The organism is bacterium, from assembly GCA_035307765.1.
Classification (GTDB): domain Bacteria; phylum Sysuimicrobiota; class Sysuimicrobiia; order Sysuimicrobiales; family Segetimicrobiaceae; genus Segetimicrobium.
In genome coordinates, this window is sequence record DATGHU010000032.1 from 61,444 (window position 1) to 79,300 (window position 17,857).

Annotated in this window: 16 protein-coding genes; 7 read left to right on the plus strand and 9 right to left on the minus strand. The window is 69.1% G+C overall.

The window, feature by feature from the left end:
• Positions 1–4 precede the first annotated feature (4 nt).
• From VKV57_10145 to VKV57_10160, 4 genes are read right to left on the minus strand one after another with little or no spacing between them, the layout of a single operon-like run.
• Complete coding sequence (locus tag VKV57_10145; GenBank protein ID HLW60265.1) at positions 5–1,474, minus strand: aldehyde dehydrogenase family protein; 1,470 nt, start codon at positions 1,472–1,474, stop codon at positions 5–7.
• A 3-nt stretch (positions 1,475–1,477) separates the two neighbouring features.
• Complete coding sequence (locus tag VKV57_10150; GenBank protein ID HLW60266.1) at positions 1,478–2,335, minus strand: citryl-CoA lyase; 858 nt, start codon at positions 2,333–2,335, stop codon at positions 1,478–1,480.
• Positions 2,336–2,339: 4 nt separating this feature from the next.
• On the minus strand, positions 2,340–3,158 hold the full coding sequence (locus VKV57_10155; protein ID HLW60267.1) for a CoA-transferase: 819 nt from the start codon (positions 3,156–3,158) through the stop codon (positions 2,340–2,342).
• Between the two features lie 35 nt (positions 3,159–3,193).
• Positions 3,194–4,138, minus strand: coding sequence for a CoA-transferase (locus tag VKV57_10160; GenBank protein HLW60268.1), 945 nt, complete (start codon positions 4,136–4,138; stop codon positions 3,194–3,196).
• Positions 4,139–4,278: 140 nt separating this feature from the next.
• Here VKV57_10160 and VKV57_10165 point away from each other — a divergent pair, with 140 nt between their 5' ends.
• The 4 genes from VKV57_10165 to VKV57_10180 all read left to right on the plus strand — a co-directional run bounded on the left by VKV57_10165 (position 4,279) and on the right by VKV57_10180 (position 8,174).
• Complete coding sequence (locus tag VKV57_10165; GenBank protein ID HLW60269.1) at positions 4,279–5,274, plus strand: LysR family transcriptional regulator; 996 nt, start codon at positions 4,279–4,281, stop codon at positions 5,272–5,274.
• A 42-nt stretch (positions 5,275–5,316) separates the two neighbouring features.
• Complete coding sequence (locus tag VKV57_10170; GenBank protein ID HLW60270.1) at positions 5,317–6,699, plus strand: glutamine synthetase family protein; 1,383 nt, start codon at positions 5,317–5,319, stop codon at positions 6,697–6,699.
• Between the two features lie 90 nt (positions 6,700–6,789).
• Positions 6,790–7,557: a glucose 1-dehydrogenase gene (locus VKV57_10175; protein ID HLW60271.1), complete on the plus strand. Its 768-nt coding sequence runs from the start codon at positions 6,790–6,792 to the stop codon at positions 7,555–7,557.
• Positions 7,558–7,682: 125 nt separating this feature from the next.
• Positions 7,683–8,174 (plus strand): arsinothricin resistance N-acetyltransferase ArsN1 family A, encoded by a 492-nt coding sequence (locus tag VKV57_10180; GenBank protein HLW60272.1) that lies wholly within the window; start codon positions 7,683–7,685, stop codon positions 8,172–8,174.
• An 11-nt stretch (positions 8,175–8,185) separates the two neighbouring features.
• Here the strand turns inward: VKV57_10180 and VKV57_10185 are convergent, their stop codons facing one another.
• From VKV57_10185 to VKV57_10200, 4 genes are all read right to left on the minus strand, one after another.
• Positions 8,186–9,781: a DHA2 family efflux MFS transporter permease subunit gene (locus tag VKV57_10185; GenBank protein HLW60273.1), complete on the minus strand. Its 1,596-nt coding sequence runs from the start codon at positions 9,779–9,781 to the stop codon at positions 8,186–8,188.
• A gap of 2 nt (positions 9,782–9,783) precedes the next feature.
• On the minus strand, positions 9,784–11,235 hold the full coding sequence (locus VKV57_10190) for an HlyD family secretion protein (protein HLW60274.1): 1,452 nt from the start codon (positions 11,233–11,235) through the stop codon (positions 9,784–9,786).
• The gene (locus VKV57_10195; GenBank protein ID HLW60275.1) at positions 11,228–11,752 is read right to left on the minus strand and encodes a MerR family transcriptional regulator; all 525 of its coding nucleotides are present in this window, start codon (positions 11,750–11,752) and stop codon (positions 11,228–11,230) included. The genes VKV57_10190 and VKV57_10195 overlap by 8 nt, the downstream gene beginning before the upstream one ends.
• A gap of 149 nt (positions 11,753–11,901) precedes the next feature.
• Entirely contained in the window at positions 11,902–13,500 is a 1,599-nt protein-coding gene (locus VKV57_10200) for a hypothetical protein (protein ID HLW60276.1), read from the minus strand.
• Positions 13,501–13,816: 316 nt separating this feature from the next.
• On the opposite strand from VKV57_10200, the gene VKV57_10205 reads away from it, so the two are divergent.
• The 3 genes from VKV57_10205 to VKV57_10215 all read left to right on the plus strand — a co-directional run bounded on the left by VKV57_10205 (position 13,817) and on the right by VKV57_10215 (position 16,837).
• Positions 13,817–14,752 carry a YihY/virulence factor BrkB family protein gene (locus tag VKV57_10205; GenBank protein ID HLW60277.1) on the plus strand — a complete coding sequence of 312 codons (936 nt, stop codon included), beginning with the start codon at positions 13,817–13,819 and terminating at the stop codon, positions 14,750–14,752.
• Positions 14,753–14,847: 95 nt separating this feature from the next.
• Positions 14,848–15,735, plus strand: coding sequence for an EamA family transporter (locus tag VKV57_10210; GenBank protein ID HLW60278.1), 888 nt, complete (start codon positions 14,848–14,850; stop codon positions 15,733–15,735).
• A gap of 271 nt (positions 15,736–16,006) precedes the next feature.
• Complete coding sequence (locus VKV57_10215; protein HLW60279.1) at positions 16,007–16,837, plus strand: carbon-nitrogen hydrolase family protein; 831 nt, start codon at positions 16,007–16,009, stop codon at positions 16,835–16,837.
• Positions 16,838–16,858: 21 nt separating this feature from the next.
• Here VKV57_10215 and VKV57_10220 read toward each other — a convergent pair whose 3' ends face one another.
• On the minus strand, positions 16,859–17,809 hold the full coding sequence (locus tag VKV57_10220; GenBank protein HLW60280.1) for a branched-chain amino acid transaminase: 951 nt from the start codon (positions 17,807–17,809) through the stop codon (positions 16,859–16,861).
• Positions 17,810–17,857 lie beyond the last annotated feature (48 nt).

Here is a 17,857-nt window from a genome sequence, read left to right on the forward strand (position 1 = left end):
GCCCCTATCGGGGCGGCAAATGCATCCGGATGCTCTTCACCTGAGTGTAGCTCAGCAACTCGTCCAAACACTCTTCACGGCCGATCCCGCTCTGCTTGATCCCCCCGTAGGGGGACCCCAACTCGTGCCCGCCGGGAAAGTTCACCCAGATGTATCCCGCCTCGAGCCGCCGGGCCAGCCGGTGCGCCGCGAGGTAGTCGCGGGTGTAGATCGCCGCGCTCAGCCCGTAGATGACCCCGTTCACCTGGCGCACCATCTCCTCCTCATCGTCCCAGGTCAGGACCGCCACCACCGGGCCGAAGATCTCCTCCTGCGCAATCCGCATCTTCGCCCGCACCGCGTCGAAGAGCGTCGGTCGCACGAAAAATCCCCGGCGCAGATCCGGGGCGTCCGGCGCCCCGCCCCCGCAGACCAGCCGGGCGCCTTCCCGCCGCCCCGCCTCGATGTAGGCCAGCACCCGCTGCTGCTGCTCGCGGGAGATGAGCGGGCCGATCTCGCTGTCGTCGGATTCCGGGAGCCCGATCCGCAGCCCGGCCAGCCGATCCCGCAGGCCCTCCACAAAGGCGTCGTGGAGGCTGCGGTGGACAAACACCCGGGAGGTGCTGCTGCAGGATTGTCCCGCCCGATTGAAATTCATCGCCGTGGCCGCGGCGGAGACCGCATCCTCCACGGGGACGTCGGGAAGCACGATGATCGGATTCTTCCCGCCCAGCTCCAGCGTCACGGTCTTGAGTTCCGCACTCGCCGCCTGCATCACCGCCCGCCCGGCCTCGACGGACCCGATCAGCGCGATGCGCCGGACCTTCGGGTGCCGGACCAACGCCGCCCCCGTCGTCGGTCCGTCCCCCGTGACGATGTTGACCACGCCGGGGGGGAAGAGATCGCGCAGCAGACCCGCCAGGACCAACGATGAGAGCGGGGCCTGCTCGGGGGGCTTCATCACCACGGTGTTGCCGGCGGCGAGCGGGGCGGCCAACTTCTCGGCCGCGAAGCGAATCGGATGGTTGAAGGGATTGATCTTCCCGACCACCCCGAACGGCTCGCGCAGCGTGTACGAAAACGCGGTTGGGCCGGTGGGGAGGGTCTCCCCCTTCAGCTCCGGGATCAGGCCGGCGAAGTACTCGAGGGAATCGGCCGCCCAGTCGACATCCTTCCGCATGCCCGAGATGACGTTTCCGGAGTTGATCGCATCGAGGCGGGCCAGCGCCTCCCGCGCCTCGCGCAGCGCCGCCGCCAGAGCGCGCAGGCGCCTTCCTCGCTCCGAGCCCGGCGCGCTTGCCCACGCGGGCTGCGCCGCCGCGGCCGCGGTCACCGCCCGATCGACGTCGGCGGCGTCGGCCAGCGGCACGCTGCCGAGCCCCTCCCCCGTCGCGGGGTTGACGATCGGGAACGAACGACCGGCCGCGGTCCCGACCCACTCGCCGCCGATGAACACCCGGCCCTCGGGAATCCCTTCCAGGATGGAGGTCCGCACGGGCTACGGCTTCCCCCGGCGGGCGGGGGGCAGAGGGCGATCCGGCGGGCCGTCGTAGAACTCCGGCCGCTGCAGCTCCAGATCCAGCGGCTGGACGATCGATGCGTTCGTCGACCCCCGCCATCCCTTTTCCCGCTGGACCTCCTCGTGGGCATGCGCCACGAGCGAGACCGTCCGCGAGAGCAAGAAGACCCCCTTGATCAGCTCGGTCTCAAATCCCATGTCCAGGCAGACCGCGCCCACCGCGCCCGGCCCGTTGAGGTAGATCCGGCGCCCCCAAAAGGATTCCGTCGCCGCCTCGATGGCCCGGGCCATCGCGATATACTGCGCCGACACCCCCAGCTGGTCGGCGAGCGCCAGCAGTCGTGCGGTGCGTGGGTCCTGAATGTGCTGGGGATGGTGAAACCCCGGCAGCCGGCGCCCGTCGCGGCGGGCGTCGCCCGCCACCTGCTGCGCCGCCGCCTCCAGGCTGAGATGATCCCGCCGCATCCGGTCGACCGCGTCCTTGAAGAGTTCGGCCGGGCGGTCCGCCGTGCCGTGAAGCGAGCCGATCGCCAGCATCCCCCCCGCGACCCCGACGTGCAGCGGGACGCCCCCCGACGCCACGAACCGGGACGCCGCCGACGAAGGCGAGAAGGCGTGCTCGGCCATGCTGACCAAGACGGCATCGAGCATCCGGCCGTGGGCGGGAGGAGGCAGCTCCCCACGCCACACCAGGTAGGCCATCTCGGCAAAGCTGATATTGCCGGTGAGCTCGTTCAGATCGTACCCGCGGACGACGATCTTCTCTTTGGTCTTGTAGGCAATCCCCGTCCGCCAGTGGAACGGCTCCCGGCCTCCCGCGACTGGCGTGGACCCCATCCCGCTACCTCCTCGGACCGGACGCCGGCTCTTCTTGTTTCAGGTAGACCCGATCCGGATCCACCTCTTCCCTGAGCACGCGGAGATCCTCTGCCTCGGGCGGGGCGACTTCCCCCACGTCCGGCGACACATCGGGCCGAAACCCCGTCTCCGCCCGCACCGACTCCACCGTGACGCCCGGCATGAGCTTCACGATCCGCAGCACGCAGGTGACGGGATCGTTCTCCATCACCGCGAGATCGGTGACGACGCTGACGCCGAACTCCGGGCTCAGCCCGGCCCGCCGCCGCCCCCCCGGGCCATCCAGAAACCCGGGGCTGGTGATGTAGTCGCAGCGCTCGGGGAAGCGCCGGCGCTCGTGGTGCGTCATGATCAGCAGGCGGCGGCAGTGCGAGGCCATATCGTTCCCGCCGCCGCTCCCGGGCAACCGCCGATGCAGCGCCCCCGGGGGGCCGATTTGCGTGGAGTTGATGTTCCCGTACCGGTCGATCTGTGCGCCGCCGATGAACCCGACGTCGATGAGCCCGCGCTGCAGCAGGCATCCCAAAACGTCGCGCAGCGACCCCAACCTAACCGCCCGGTGCATCACCTTCGGGTCGGAGACCGAGATCGGGGTCGGGTGGACCAGCGGCGCGATCACGCCGCTCTCGATGACGCAGACCAAGTTGGGGGCGTGCGTCCGCAGCGCCAGCGTCGTCGCCAGCAGCGGCAATCCGGTGCCCACGAAGATGATCTCGCCCTCGCGGACGTGGCGCGCCGCCTCGATGACCATCAGCTCTTGCCGGGAGTAGCCGGCGCGCTGGGCGCCGGGGAATGCGGGCATACCTCAGACCCTCCTCACCGAACCGACCTCCGGCGCTAGACCATCGCCAGCATGGTCTGCCTCAACGTCTCCAGTTTCTCGCGCCCGGCCGCGTGCGCGAGATGGTCATCGAACCCGCCGCGTCCCCAGACGGACGCCTGCAGGTACTCGGTCACCGCCTCGACGCCGGCGCGGGCCGCCGCCTGGTACGCCGCAACCTGCGCGGCGTCGTAATCATAGTACCGGTACGTCGACGTCGGGTAGGCGCCGAACGGCTGGACCACCACGGCGCTGACATGGAGGAACGGCACGGTGGTCTGCTCGGGGTGTGCGCGAATTTCCTCGGTCGACACGAGCTCCTCGCAGCTGGCGATCACGTGCGTCGACGCCCGCACCATCTCGGGCTCATGGGTTGAAAAACCTTCGATCACGAGGTTCCCCATCCGATCGGCCCGCTGCACGTGCACAATGCTCACGTCCGGGCGGAGGGCGGGGACCAGCACGACCGGCTCCCCCGGGGACCACGGGTTGTCGATGACGAGGGCTTTGCCGGGGCGTGCCCGCGGCGAGGGAGCCGAGGGAAGCGGCAGCAGGGAAGAGCCGAGGAGGCTTCGCGTCGGCATGAAGGGGACCCCCATCTCGCCGGCCAAAAACCGCGTCACCATCGCCAGGTGACTGTAATCCTCGATCTCGAGGGACCCGGCCTCGATCCCCCGCCTCCAGCAGAACGTCGTCCCGAACCGCTCCAGGTTTCCGGAGCCGCACTCGCATCGCCTGACCAGACCCGCGCCGACGAGTTGGTCCATGGCGATGGAGAGGTTACACCCGACCACGGTCAGGCCGCCGATGCGCTGGCGAATGATCTCGTGGGTGAGCGCCATGGGGCAGCGGCCGATATTCTGCCCGCCCATCCCCAGGACGGCCCCCGGGCGGACGAACCGGGCGACCGCTTCCGACGCGGCCATGACCTTGTCGGCGTGTCGTGTCCCGTGACCGGCCATCGCGGCCCCGCACCGGCGCCGGGCGAGTCCGCTCCCCGCCCGTGCTCCTCAACGGTACAAATCAGTTGGTATAATGTCAAATAAGAAAATGTTAAGAATCCATAAATAATCGTTATGCGATGAGGTGCGCGCCCGTGCCGATGGGAGCCGCAGGCCGTGGACGGAAGAAACCCCAGCGCGATCGGATGCCGCTCGCCCCGCTGCAGACGTTCCATCTCGCCGCCCGCCTCCAAAGCTTCAGCGCCGCCGCCCGCCAACTCGGCCTCAGCCAGCCCGCCGTGACGCAGCAGATCCGCCGGTTGGAGCGCAGCCTCGGCCTGCGGCTCTTCGACCGCGTCGGCCGACGGATCGCGGTGACGGACGCGGGGCAGGCGCTCGACACGTACGCGCTGCGGATCTTCGACCTCCTCGACGCCGCCCGTGGGGCGATGGACAACCTGGCGGGGCTGCGGACGGGCCACCTGGAGGTCGGGGCGAGCCGGACGGCGGGCGCCTACTACGTTTCCCACCTGCTCGACCGGTTCAAGCAGCGCTATCCGGGGGTGCGGGTCAGCCTCTCCATCGGCAACTCGGAGACGATCCTGGGCGAACTGATCGACTTCAGCCTGCACATCGGGCTCGTGGCCGGGCCGTGCGACAGCCCCCACCTCGCCTCACTCCCGCTGATCCGCGACCGCCTGCTCGTCGTCCTCCCACCCCACCACCGCCTCGGCCATCGGTCGGCGATTTCGGTGCGGGACCTGCGTGGAGAACCAATGATCATGCGCGAGCCCGGATCGGCAACCCGCCGTCTCATTGAACACGCCTTCCGGTCCAGGGGCTTGGAGGTGATCCCGGCGATGGAGCTGGAGAGCAACGAAGCCATCAAGAGCGCGATCGCCGACGACATCGGCGTCGGCATCCTCGTTCGCGCCGCGGTGGCGCAGGATCTGGAAACGGGACGGCTTGTGGCCCGGCCCCTGCAGGAGCCGCTGTACCTCGATTTTTCGCTCGTCTATCACCGCGACCGGACGGTCGCGCCGGTGGTGGCCGCGTTCCTGGCGCTGCTGCCGAGGAGTTCTCGACCGCCGCTGGCGCACGATCCCCACGCCGTCGTCCGGCCCGCCGGGGGGAGGGTTCGCGCCCGGGGCCATTGAACGACCGAGACGTCTCGCCCGCGGCACAGAAGGAGGACCGGCATGACCGAGCAGGCGCACGGCCGGCTGACCCTGGAGGTGCTCCGCCACCTCGTCGCCACCGGAGAGATCGACACGGTCGTGGCGGCGATGGTGGATATGCAGGGCCGGTTGGTGGGGAAGCGCGTCACCGGTCGGTTCTTCGCCGACGAGGTGGCGGGGGACGGCGCGCACGCTTGCAGCTACCTGCTCGCCGTCGACGTCGACATGGAACCCCACCCCGGCTACGCGCTGACCAGCTGGGCGACCGGGTACCACGATCTCTGGCTGCGCCCGGACCTCTCGACCCTGCGCCGCCTCCCGTGGCTCGAGCGCACGGCGCTCGTCCTCTGCGACGTCTGCGACGAGTCCGGCCGGCCGGTCCCGGAGTCGCCCCGTCAGATCCTTCAGGGCCAGGTGGAACGCGCGCGCGAACGCGGGTACGCGGCGATGGTCGCCTCCGAGCTGGAGTTCTACATCTTCCGCGACACCTACGAGCAGGCCCGGCGGAAGCACTATCACGATCTCGACCCGTACGGGCAGTACATCGAGGACTACCACATCCTCCAGGGCACCAAAGAGGAATGGCTGGTACGCCAGATCCGGAACGGCCTCGAGGGCGCCGGCGTCCCGGTCGAGTACAGCAAGGGCGAGTGGGGCCCCGGGCAGCACGAGATCAACCTCCGCTACACGACCCCCGTGGAGATGGCCGATCGCCACACGATCTACAAGCACGCCGCCAAGGAAATCGCCGCGCTGAACCAAGTCTCGGTCACGTTCATGGCCAAGTGGCGCGCCGATCTCGCGGGGTCCTCGTTTCACCTCCACAGCAGCCTGTGGGACCGGGACGGCCAGCGTCCGCTGTTCTTCGAACAAGGGGCGACGCCGCTCGGGATGTCACCGACGTTCCGCCGCTACCTGGGAGGGCAGCTGGCGGGAGCCCGCCAGCTCGCGTATCTCTTCGCCCCCTACGTCAACTCGTACAAACGCTACGTGGCGGGGACGTTCGCTCCGATCATGGTGGTGTGGAGCCACGACAACCGAACCTGCGGGTTCCGCGTGGTGGGGGAAGGCAGGAGCCTGCGCGTGGAGAATCGCATCCCCGGCGCCGACGCGAATCCGTACCTCGCATTCGCCGCGACGATCGCCGCCGGCCTCTGGGGGATCGAGCGGAATGTGGAGCCCCCGGCGATGTTCAGGGGGGATGCGTACAAGGCCGAGGACGCGCCCCGGGTCCCGGGGACGCTGCGCGAGGCGGTCGGCGAATTTGAGCGCAGCGAGATTGCGCGATGGGCGTTTGGAGACCGCGTCGTCGAGCACTACCTGCACACCGCCCGGCTGGAGCAGCAGGTGTTCGATCGCGCGGTCACCTGTTGGGAACTGCACCGCAACTTCGAGCGCACCTAGCGCCTCGGTTTGCCGGGCGCGGGCGGCGGGCCGCTCGCGCCGCGGGGGATCCTCCGCCACACGCCTGAGATGCTGCCCTAGGAGGCCGCGATGAGACTCCGAGACAAAGTCGTGCTGATCACGGGGGGGGCGAGCGGTATGGGCCGCCTGGCTGCGCTGACTTTTGCGCGGGAGGGGGCCCGGGTCGCCGCGGTCGATGTCTCCGCGGAGGCCGGCAGGGACGTGACGACCGAGATCGCCCGGGGAGGCGGAGAGGCACACTTCATTCAAGCGGACGTCGGCCGGGAGCAGCAGGTCCGCGCCGCCGTGCGCGAAACGGTGGATCGGTTCGGCCGCCTCAACGTCCTGTACAACAACGCCGGGATCTTCCCGGAAAAGGACGGGTCGGTCGTCGACATCGACGAAGCGGTGTGGGACCAGGTGATGACGGTGAACCTCAAGGGGATCTATCTCTGTTGCAAGCACGGGATCCCCGAACTCATCCGCGCCGGGGGCGGGGCGATCATCAACGTCGCCTCGTTCGTCGCGCTCGTGGGGTGCACGGTCCCCCAGGACGCCTACACCGCGAGCAAAGGGGGAGTGATCGCCCTCACCAAGTCCCTGGCCGTGCAGTTCGGGCCCAAGGGCATCCGCGCCAACGCGATCGCCCCCGGCCCGATCGAAACGCCGCTGCTGATGTCGTGGCTCCTCAACAACCCGGCGGCGAAGAAACTGCGGCTGGACCGGATTCCGATGGGCCGGTTTGGTCGGCCGGAAGACATCGTGCAGATGGCCCTGTACCTGGCGTCCGACGAGTCCACCTGGGTGAACGGCAGCGTGATGGTCGTCGACGGCGGAATCACCTCCAATTACTTTTGAGTGGCTCCGCTCGATGCCCGCGATCCGGGGGGGTGCCCGTCCCGGGAGGCCGGCGTCGGCGTCCTATTCGGTGTCGAATGCGGCCGCTCGCCGCACCCGAGCACACACTGCCTGAGGGAGGGATGATGCGCGCACGAACCGCGTCACGCGGCGACACCGCAGCCATCGCCGCGATCTACAACGAAGGGATCGAGGACCGCGTCGCGACCTTCGAGACCCGCATCCGATCCGCGGAGGACATCGGCGCCTGGTTCGACGGAGTCCATCCCATCGTCGTCGTCGAGCAGGACGACCGGGTCATCGCGTTCGCGTCGACGTCCAGCTACCGGCCGCGGGAGTGCTACGGCGGCATCGCCGAATTCTCCGTGTACGTGGCTCGAGCGGGCCGAGGCCGCGGGGCGGGCCGGCTGGCGATGCAGGCGCTGATCGACGAGGCGGAGCGGGCCGGGTTTTGGAAGCTGGTCTCTCGGGTGTTCACGGAGAATCTCCCCAGCCTGCGGCTCCTCCGCTCGTTGGGGTTTCGAGAGGTGGGCACCTACCAGAAGCACGCCCGCCTGGATGGCGTCTGGCGGGATGTGGTGATCGTGGAACGGCTGATCCCGAAGAACCTGGTCTAGCTGGCGGCCCGCTATTCCGCGGCGGGCACCGGCTCGTCGGGGCGTTCGCCGCGGCGGAGCAGCAGCACCAGGGGCAGGCAGCAGAGGAAAAGGATGGCGATCATCGCAAAGGCATAATTGAACGCGACGACAGCGGCCTGGTGGGCAATCGCCTGCGCGAGCACGGCCAGCGCCTGGAGATGGGCCCGCCCCTGGTCGATCCCCTGCCCGGCAAACCCACCCTGAAACGTCTGCCACCACCGCATGAACGTAGGGTTGGACGTGGAGGCGTACCGGACGAGGTTTGCGCTGGCCGTCGTCGTCTTGTGGTCCACGAGGGTGACGACAACCGCGGTGCCGAGGCTGCCGCCGAGCTGCCGGACGAGATTGTACAACCCGGTTGCCGCCTGCATCTGGTGCCGGGGGATGGTGGAGAGGGCGGTCGTCGAGATCGAGACGAAGATGAACGCGAAGGCCAGCCCCTGCCCGAGCTGCGGGATCAGGATCTGCACCGGCCCCGTGTCCAGCGTGAACCGCGCCATCAGGAACGTGGACGCCGCCGCCAGCAACAACCCGATCGGCGCCATGATGTAGACGCCAAGCCGGTTATAGAGCGCACCGGCGATCGGCATCATGGCCACCATCACCAGGGACCGGGGCATCAGGGCCAGCCCCGACTGCGTCGCATCGTACCCCAGTAGATTCTGCAGGAAGAGGGGCAGCAGGATTAACCCGCCGAACAGCGCCACCCCCAACACCCCGATGATCAGCGTCCCGGCGGCAAACGAGGTATCCTTGAGGATCCGCAGGTTGACCACGGGGGCGGGGATCATCAGCTCCCACACGATGAACGCCGCGAGCGTCACCGCCGCCGCCGTCGCCAGGCCGAGGATGAATGGACTGCCGAACCACCCGTCGCGTTCACCCTGCTCCAGCATCGTCAGAAGCGTGGTCAGCCCGACGACCAGCAGGCCGATCCCCACAGCGTCGACCTTCTGCAGCCCCCGGGCCCGCATATAGGAAGGATCGACGATAAACTGCGAGACCATGAACAGGGAGAGCGCCCCCACCGGCAGATTGACGAAGAAGATCCACGGCCAGGAGTAGTTGTCGACCAGGTACCCCCCCAGCGTCGGCCCCAGCGCCGGGCCCAGCAGCACGACCATGCCGAAAAACCCCATCGCCTGCGCCTGCTCCCGAAGGGGGAAGGTCTCGCGCATGATCGCCTGCGCCACCGGCTGCAGGGCTCCGCCGCCCAACCCCTGGAGCACGCGGAAGGCGATGAGCTGCCCGAGGGTACGGGAGAACCCGCACAGCGCCGACGCGCCGGTGAAGATGATCACCGAGAACATGTACATCCGCTTCCGACCGACCACGGAGGAGAGCCACGCCGTGAGCGGCATCACGAGCGCCACGGTGATGAGGTAGGACGTGGTGACCCAGGTGACGTCCTGGATCGTCGCCCCAAACGTCGCCTGCATGTGGATGAGGGCGATGTTCACGACGCTGGTGTCGATCGTGGCCATGATCGAGCCGAGCAGGATCGATGAGGTGACGAGCCATTTGTTGGTGCCGCGGGCGCCCTCGGCCCCGATCCCGGGAGAGGCCGCGCCGGCCCGGACGGCCACCCTTAGCGCGCCCCCGGCCGAGTATCGATCGAAACCTCGCAGGACAGGCCGATCTGCAGTGGGGGATCGTCTTTCCCAAGCCGCAGGGCGACCCGCACCGGCACGAGTTGAACCACCTTCACGAAGTTGCCGGTGGCATTGTCCGGCGGGAGCAGCGCGGTCGTCGATCCGGTCGTGGACCCGATGCTCTCGACGGTGCCGCGGAAGGTTCGACGGCGAAAGGCGTCGATGGTGATCCGGACCGGCTCCCCGACGCGGACGGCGCCGAGTTGGGTCTCCTTGACGTTGGCGACGACCCAAAGGTGATGCGCTAGGGTCAATGACAGCAGCGGCTGGTTCGGCTGGATCACCTGGCCGATCTCCACCGTCCGGTTCGTCACCCACCCGTCCTCCGGCGCACGGATCTTGGTGCGGCCCACGTTCACCTCGGCCGCCTCGACGGCCGCGGCGGCGCTGGCCACGTTGGCCTCCGCGACGGCGAGTTCCCGCGCCTTCTGCTGGACGAGCGCCCCGCCGGCGGCGGCCTGCTCCACCTGGGCCTGGGCCTGTGAGATCTGTCCCCGCTGCACCTCCACGTTCTGGCGGGCGACGGCGACCTGTTCCTGGGATGCTTCGGCGGACACCAGGGCGTCGCGGGCCTGACGCAGGCCGTCCAGCGCGGCCTGATAGCGCGCCTTGGAGGATTCGAAGGTCGCCGTATCGATGTCTACCTGCTGCGCGGAGATCGCGCCCTGGGCGAGCAGCGTCCGGTCTCGGTTCGCCGTTCTGCCGGCGGTGTCGAGATCGGACTTTGCGGCCTGGACGTTCGCCTGCGCCGTCGTCACCTGCGCTCGAGCCTGAGCGATCTGCGCGGGGCTCGTCTGCCCGCTCATCCGCAGTTGAGCCTGAGCCTGCGGCAGATGCGGGGTCGTGGCCTGCAGGGCGGCCCGGGCCGCGAGGACCGCCGTGCGAAACTGCTCCCCCTGCGCGGCCAGCGCCGCCCGCATCGCCTCGACCTGGGCGCGAGCCGCGGCCAGCTGTGCCTTCGCCCCGGCCAGCGCGAGATTGTCGTCGGTTGGATCGAGCTCGACGAGCACGGCGCCCGCCTTCACGGCCGCGTTCTCCTGCACGTCCACGGCGACGACGATCCCCGAAATTCGCGCGCTGATCGGTGCGATGTCGCCGCCGGTCTGGGCGTTATCGGTCTTGACCAGCCCGGCGTTCGTCCGCCAATAGGCGACGCCCGCGCCGATCAGCACCAGCGCCACCACCGCGAGCCCGATGAACACGATGCGCTGTGTTCGCCACCGAGGCCGGAGGGATTCCAACCCGGCATCCACCATCGTGGTCTTAGCGGCGGTTCCGTCCGCACCGGCGCCGTCCCGCGCCGCGGGCCGAGCGATGGGCTGCTCCGTCCCGGGGCGCGCGCCGCGGCCGATCTCCTTGGTCTGTGCCTCCACCGGCTCGTCAGCCATTGTGGGCTCCCGCCTGCGGGAGCCCGGTCGCCCCGGCCGATGCCGTCTCGTCCGCTGCCCCCAGCTCGGCCCGGCGCCCGCGGACGCGGCTCAACCGCTCCAGCTGTTCCTCCCGCAGCTTGGCCAGCCGCACCATACGCTCGTCGATGATCCGAATCTGCGATTGAATGAGGCCGAAGGCCTGGTCCAGCAGCGCGAGGCGCGTATTGGGATCCGAGGTCCCGAAGTACGCCTCCCGGACCTCCGCCAGCATGGAATCCACGTGCAGTGTCTGCTTGACCTCCGCGAGGGAGAAGCCGAGCAGCGTCTGCAGCTCGTTGATCCGCATGAGGAGCGCGATGTCCCCCTCCGTGAACAGGCGGAAGCCCCCGGCGGTCCTCCCCGAGGGGTGAAGGAGTCCGAACTCCTCGTAGTACCGGATGGCCCGGGGGGTGAGCCCGGTGCGCCGGACCACCTCCTCCATCCGGCACTGCACCCCGGAGTCGGCCGGGGATCCGTCCTGAACGGGTTTGTTCATCTCAGTTCATCAGGCACCAAGCACGATGTCCCGCCTCCGCGCGCCCACGCCTACCCGGCCGCCATCGGATCATATCGAACTCTTACGTTAATGTCAATTTATGAGTGGTGGGGCCAGGAAGCCTCTGGGGAAACGGTGACGGAGGTGGGCTATTTGATGCCGAAAGCGACAAGCGAGGTGCCGGAGCCCAGGTAGACCCGGCCGTCGACGACCGCGGGGGTGATAAACCGGTGGGGCTGGCCGATCGCGTCAGAGTCTCCGGACCGGTACACGACGTCCCCGATGCGGGCATCCAGCGCGTAAAGAACGCGGGCCCGCGCGTCGACCACCCAGACGAGGCCGCCGTCGGGACCGGGTCCCGAGACCGACGGCGCCCCGGAATCCTGCATCGACGGGCTGCACCACGCAACATTGAACGTCGAGCCTCGGCTCCCCTGGGCGACCCCGAGGCGAAGCGCCACCACCCCGCCGCTGCCCTGACATCCCGCGGGCTGACTTCCGTGCCCGGGGACGAAGATGAATCGACCGGCACCCCCGCCGTCCCAGTACGCGGCCGCGGAGAACACTTTGGGTTCGCCGCCGCGACAAGTTCCGAACACGCACTGGCTGTAGACTCCCTCGCCGTGGATGCCGTCTCCGCGGCTCACCCCGCCCATGTTGACCCGATTGATCAGGTACGCCACCCCCTGCTTCCCCGCCGCAAAGAGGAGTTCGGGCGTCGCGGATCCTGGCTCTTCCGGCAGCACGAGCGGGGTGCTCGACCCGAGGTCGGTGTCCGAATCATTCAGGCTCACGAAGTTACTGGGGGTGAAGAAATCGGGCGCGCGACCTGAGAATCCGAGGCTCGGCGCTGTGGTGAGGCGCACGACGCTGTTGCCCAGATCAACCGGACCCCCCGAGTCGCTGTTCCCGGTGGAGGCGTAGAGGCGACCCGCCGCGTCCGCCGCCAGCCCCGCCGTCGCCCAGATCCCTCCCTCCCGATGCGAGGGGGTGGCAAAAGCCTGCTGGCGCTGCGGCCGGGCGACCGGCAGTCCCACGACCCAGCCGTGGTAGACGCCGCAGTCCCCGAAGTATCCTCCGAAGGGGACGTAAATGGTCCCCGCCAGCAGCGTCAGCGCTCCGCGCTGCTGCTGCGGTTCGGGGTCGAACCGCAACCCGGACGCCGCGGGAGGCGCGATCGCCACCGCCCACCCCGCGCGCATCGCGCCGCTGGCCAGGTCCAGCGCCGCGACCTTGTACACCTTGGTCGCCCCCCGATCGGGGGTGGTAAGCCCCGCGACGTAGAGGGTCGACGCGGCGCGGTCGATGACCGGGGTGCCGGTGATGCCCACGGGATCGATGTTCCCGCAGGGCAGGCTCGCCCGCGCTACCGGTGCCCCCAGGGAGACCGGGCCCCACGCTGGGCTCCCGTCGGCGGCGTTGAACGCGTAGATCAGATCGTGTTCGGTGACCACGTACACGATCGTGCGTGACGTCCCGCGCACATTCACGTTGTGCACGACGAGCGGCTCCGCGTAAATTTCGCCGGCAACCGTCGCCGCCCACAGCCGGCCGAAACCGCCGGCGCGAACGGACGCCGGCGTGAGGACGCGCTCCGCGGCGTTCCAACCGGTACGCGCCGCGTCGCCGTGGAACATCAGGAGGTCGACCCCGGGCGCCGGGGAGCCGTCGGTCGGGACCGCGGCGACAAGGGCGACGACGGCCGCAAGACAGATGAGGGTCACCGCGTTGGCGCAAGCTCGGGACACTGCGCGCACCTCCCAGGACGCTCGGGGTCGCGGCCCGCCGCGTCCGGTCGCGCCCATTGTAGCATCCGGCATGAACTCAAAGCCCGCCGAGCGGAGCATGAAGTTGGGGTAATATAGGGTATGGGCGACCCGGGGGCCGTGCTGGAACCATTTGGGTGAGCCCGACCGCTTGCCATTGGAGATGCGCTCGGGGGCCCGCGATACGGGTCCCCAGCCCGGCGCGTGAGCCGGGGCACGAGACGAATCGATGAAGGCCGGAGCCGGTGTGCGCGCGCGCCACCCGAGCCAGCTCGGCCCCACTGGAGGAACGCCCGGAATGGACGTCAGGGAGACCGCCCCCGCGCCTCCACACACACTGGTCGGGCCGCCCACCGCCCGTCGGTTCGTCCTCAGCCTGGTGCGTGCGGTTGAGAAGTTTTGGGAACACGGCGACCTTTTCGCGGCCGCCGCCATCAGCTTCTACGCGCTCTTCTCGCTCCTGCCGCTCGTGATGCTGTTCCTCGCCGGCCTCCAGCTGTTCTTCCCCTACCAGGCGGTCCAGCGGAACCTCGGGCGGCTGTTCGGCATGACGGCAAACGACGTGGTCCTCCAGACCATTAGGAGCGCCTACGCCCAGGAAGCGACGCTGGGCTGGGTGGGAGCGATCGCGCTGATCCTCGCCGCCGGCGGGGTGTTCACCGCACTTCAGGTCGCGCTGGACCGGGTCTGGGAGTGCCGGGGCCGGTTCTTCCACGCCCGGTACTTCATCGGGGTCTTTACGATGGCGGCCTCGCTGCTGATCTTCCTCGCGATGCTGATCGGCACGGTGTTCGTGTTCAGGCTGATCCGGACCACCGTCGTCGGGGAGTGGCTGGGGTGGCCGCGGGTACCCGGACGGGGCGCCGGGAACGCCCTGACCATCGCGACCGGGCTTGCACAGTTCGGGATCTTCTGGATCGGCTACCGGTTCCTGCCCAATGCCCCGGTCCGGTGGCGGGACGCGCTGCCGGGCGCGGCGATCGCCGCCATCCTGTGGCATGCGATGGCCTACGTGCTCGCCTGGTACCTGGGGACGATCGCCGACTACAGCACGCTTTACCACTCACTCAGCGTCATCATCGCCCTGCTGGTCTGGATCTACGGCTTGACCGGCAGCTTCATGCTCGGCGCGGAGATCGTGGCCCAGCACACGCGCTGGCCGCAGGGACGCGGCGGGTCGCTGTGGCAGCAGCCGCTGCCGCCGCCGGGGCAGGACCCGTCCGCCGGACGGTGAGTGGCCGGAGCGCGTTCGGCAGGGACCGCATCCGAACGCCGTGAATCCGTGCCAACGTGCCCGGCGACCCGTTACCCCGGGCCTCACGCCGGACGGTGGCCGCCGCCAGGGGGGCGATCGCGGACAGCCGCCGGCGGTGGCTCGGCATCATCCTCAACGCGGCGTCCGCGGTCGCCTATAGCACCTCCGGCTTCTTCACCCGTTTGCTCCATTTCGATGCCTGGCCCATCCTGTTCTGGCGAGGGCTCTTTGCGGGCGTCTTCATCGGCGGCATCATCGTCTGGCAGCAGCGCCGAAACGCGCCAGCGGCCTTCCGGGCCATCGGATGGCCCGGGGCGGCGGCGGCGTCCCTCTCCACCCTCGCCACGATCATGGTCATCAACGCGTTCCGCCGCACATCGGTCGCCGATGTGACGATCATCTCCGCGACGGCTCCGTTCATGACCGCTGCGCTCGGCTGGCTCTGGATCCGGGAGCGCGAGAGCTGGACGACCCTGCTGGCGGGCACCGTGGCCCTGGCGGGGGCGATCGCGATGGTCGGGGGCGCCGTGTCGGAGGGTCACCTCACCGGCGACCTGCTGGCCTTCGGGATGACCCTCTGCATGGCGGTCATGATGCTCATCATCCGCAAGCACCGAGCCCCCCCGATGCTGCCCGCCGCGTGTCTCTCGGCCTTTCTGTGTGCGCTCATCGTCTGGCCGGTGTCGAGCCCGGGCGCCGCGGGTCCGAGGGACATCGTCTCGCTCGCGCTCTTCGGAACCACGCAGTTTGGGCTCGGCCTGCTGTTGCTGACGCTTGGAGCCCGACTGGTCTCCGCGACCGAATCGGCGTTAATGGGCGCCCTGGAGGCGCCGCTCGGCCCCCTCTGGGTTTGGCTCGCCTTCGGGGAAACGCCATCGCTCACCACCTGGGTAGGCGGCACCGTCATCATGGGCGCGCTCGCCGCGCACATTCTCACCAGCAGCCGGCCGCGCACCGCCTGACCCGTCGCACCTCTCCAACGGGATGGTTCCGGTCCGGGGCGAGGTGTCGCGCGATCGGTACGATCCCGTCAGTGGCTCGCAGAACTGCGCCGCGTCCGTGGTCTGCGCCAGGCGGCGAGAGGGTGAAGATGCCGCCCCCGACCCCGTCGCAGGCGTGGGATGGTACGGAGATGCTCGTCCGGGCGCGCGAGGGGGATCGTCCCGCCGAGAATGCGATATAATAATGCCTGCAGAAAACAGCGTTCGTGTTTGCAGAGGACGGGAGGAGATCATGCGCATCGCGTTGGGACAGTTGGCCGCATCCGGGCGCAAGGAGGAAAACCTGGAGGCGGCACGGCAGGCGGTCCAGGCCGCTCGACGCGGAGGCGCCGACCTGTTGCTCCTGCCCGAAGTGTTCATGGCCTTCCTCACGCCCCGCTCGGACACCGTGCCGGCCGCCGTCGCGGAGCCGCTCGATGGTCCGTTCGTCTCGGCGCTGGCGGATGCGGCCCGTGCATCCCGGCTGCACATCGGGTGCGGCGTGTGGGAAACCGCCCCGGGGGAAGGCGTCCGCGCCTACAACACCGCCGTCCTGCTGGGGCCGGACGGGTCGCTGCTGCTCGCGTACCGAAAGACCCACATGTACGACGCATTTGCTTTTCGCGAGTCGGATCTGTCCGTGGCGGGCGACGCCGCACCCCGGACGGTTCGGACGCCGCTCGGCGTGCTCGGGATGCTCGTCTGCTACGAACTGCGGTTCCCCGAGCTCACGCGGATGCTGGCCCTCGATGGCGCCGAGGTGCTGTTGCTGCCCTCGGCGTGGATCGCCGGTCCGCGTAAAGAAGCGCACTGGACGACCCTCATCGGGGCCCGCGCGATCGAGAACACCATCTTTGTCGCCGCGGCCGATCAAGCGGGAGACGGGCGTGTGGGGTGCAGTGCCCTCGTCGATCCGATGGGCATCACGCTGGCCGGCGGCGGCGAAGCTCCCGGCCTGATCTTCGGGGACGTGGACCTCGGGCGGATCGGGCAGGTTCGACAGAAACTGCCGTCGCTGGGGCAGCGCCGAGAGGAGATCTACGCTCAGCGCGCTCCCGCCGAGCGCGCCGCCTCCCGGCGCTAGGAACCGCGCCGCCGCTGCCGGCTACGCGGGGGTCTTCACCGTGTGGTACACCGGCGTGAGCCAGTGCCGGTACTGCGGCACCCGGCCCTCCGCCACCGAGAAGTACGTCTCCTGCAGCCGCCGGGTGATCGGGCCCGGCTGTCCCTTCCCGATCGCGTAGCGGTCGATCGACCTGACCGGAGTGACCTCCCACCCGCTGCCGCAGAAGAACGCCTCGTCGGCAATGTAGAGTTCGGTCCGGTCGATCTCGCGCTCCACGACGTGGAGCCGGAGCGCGTCCCTGGCCAGCTCGAGCACCGTGGCTCGGGTGATCGACTCGAGAATGTTGGAGGTCACCGGGGCCGTGATCAGCGCGCCGTCGCGGATCATGAAGAAACAGGCCCCCGGCCCCTCGGACACCTTTCCCCGCTCGTTGAGCAGGATCGGCTGGCCGGAGTACCCGTTGGTGCGCGCCTCCATCACCGCCAGTCGCGCGTTGTGATAGTTCGCGCCTGCCTTGACCCGGGGCGGCACCGTCGTGTCCCCGATCCGGGTCCAGCTGCTGATGCAGGAATCGATCCCCTCGCTGATCCCCTGCGAGTGCGGGGCCAGGCGGGGCAGGATGAACCCCCCGATCGGCGCCTGCTCCGGCGGCCAGACATCGTCACCCTCCCCCACGTACAGCGTGAGCCGGAACCACACCGTTCCCTCGAAGGCGTTCGCCCGGATCACCTCGATCTGCGCGCGGGTGAGTTCCTCCTTCGTCCACGGAATCCCCATCCGCATGATCTTCGAGGAGTTCCACAGCCGGACCATGTGCTCGTCGTTGCGGAAGATGAACAGCTCGCGCTCGTCGGTGTTCCAGTAGGCGCGGACGCCCTCGAACACGTTGGCGCCGCGGAGCACCGTGGCGGTCGAGACGTGGACCTTCGCGTCGTCCCAGGGCACGACCGCGCCGTTGAACCAGACAAATTTTGGATGATTGGGGGCCATGGATCGCTCCTCTCGTCGTGGGGGTCTGGAACGATTCTATGGGTGCGC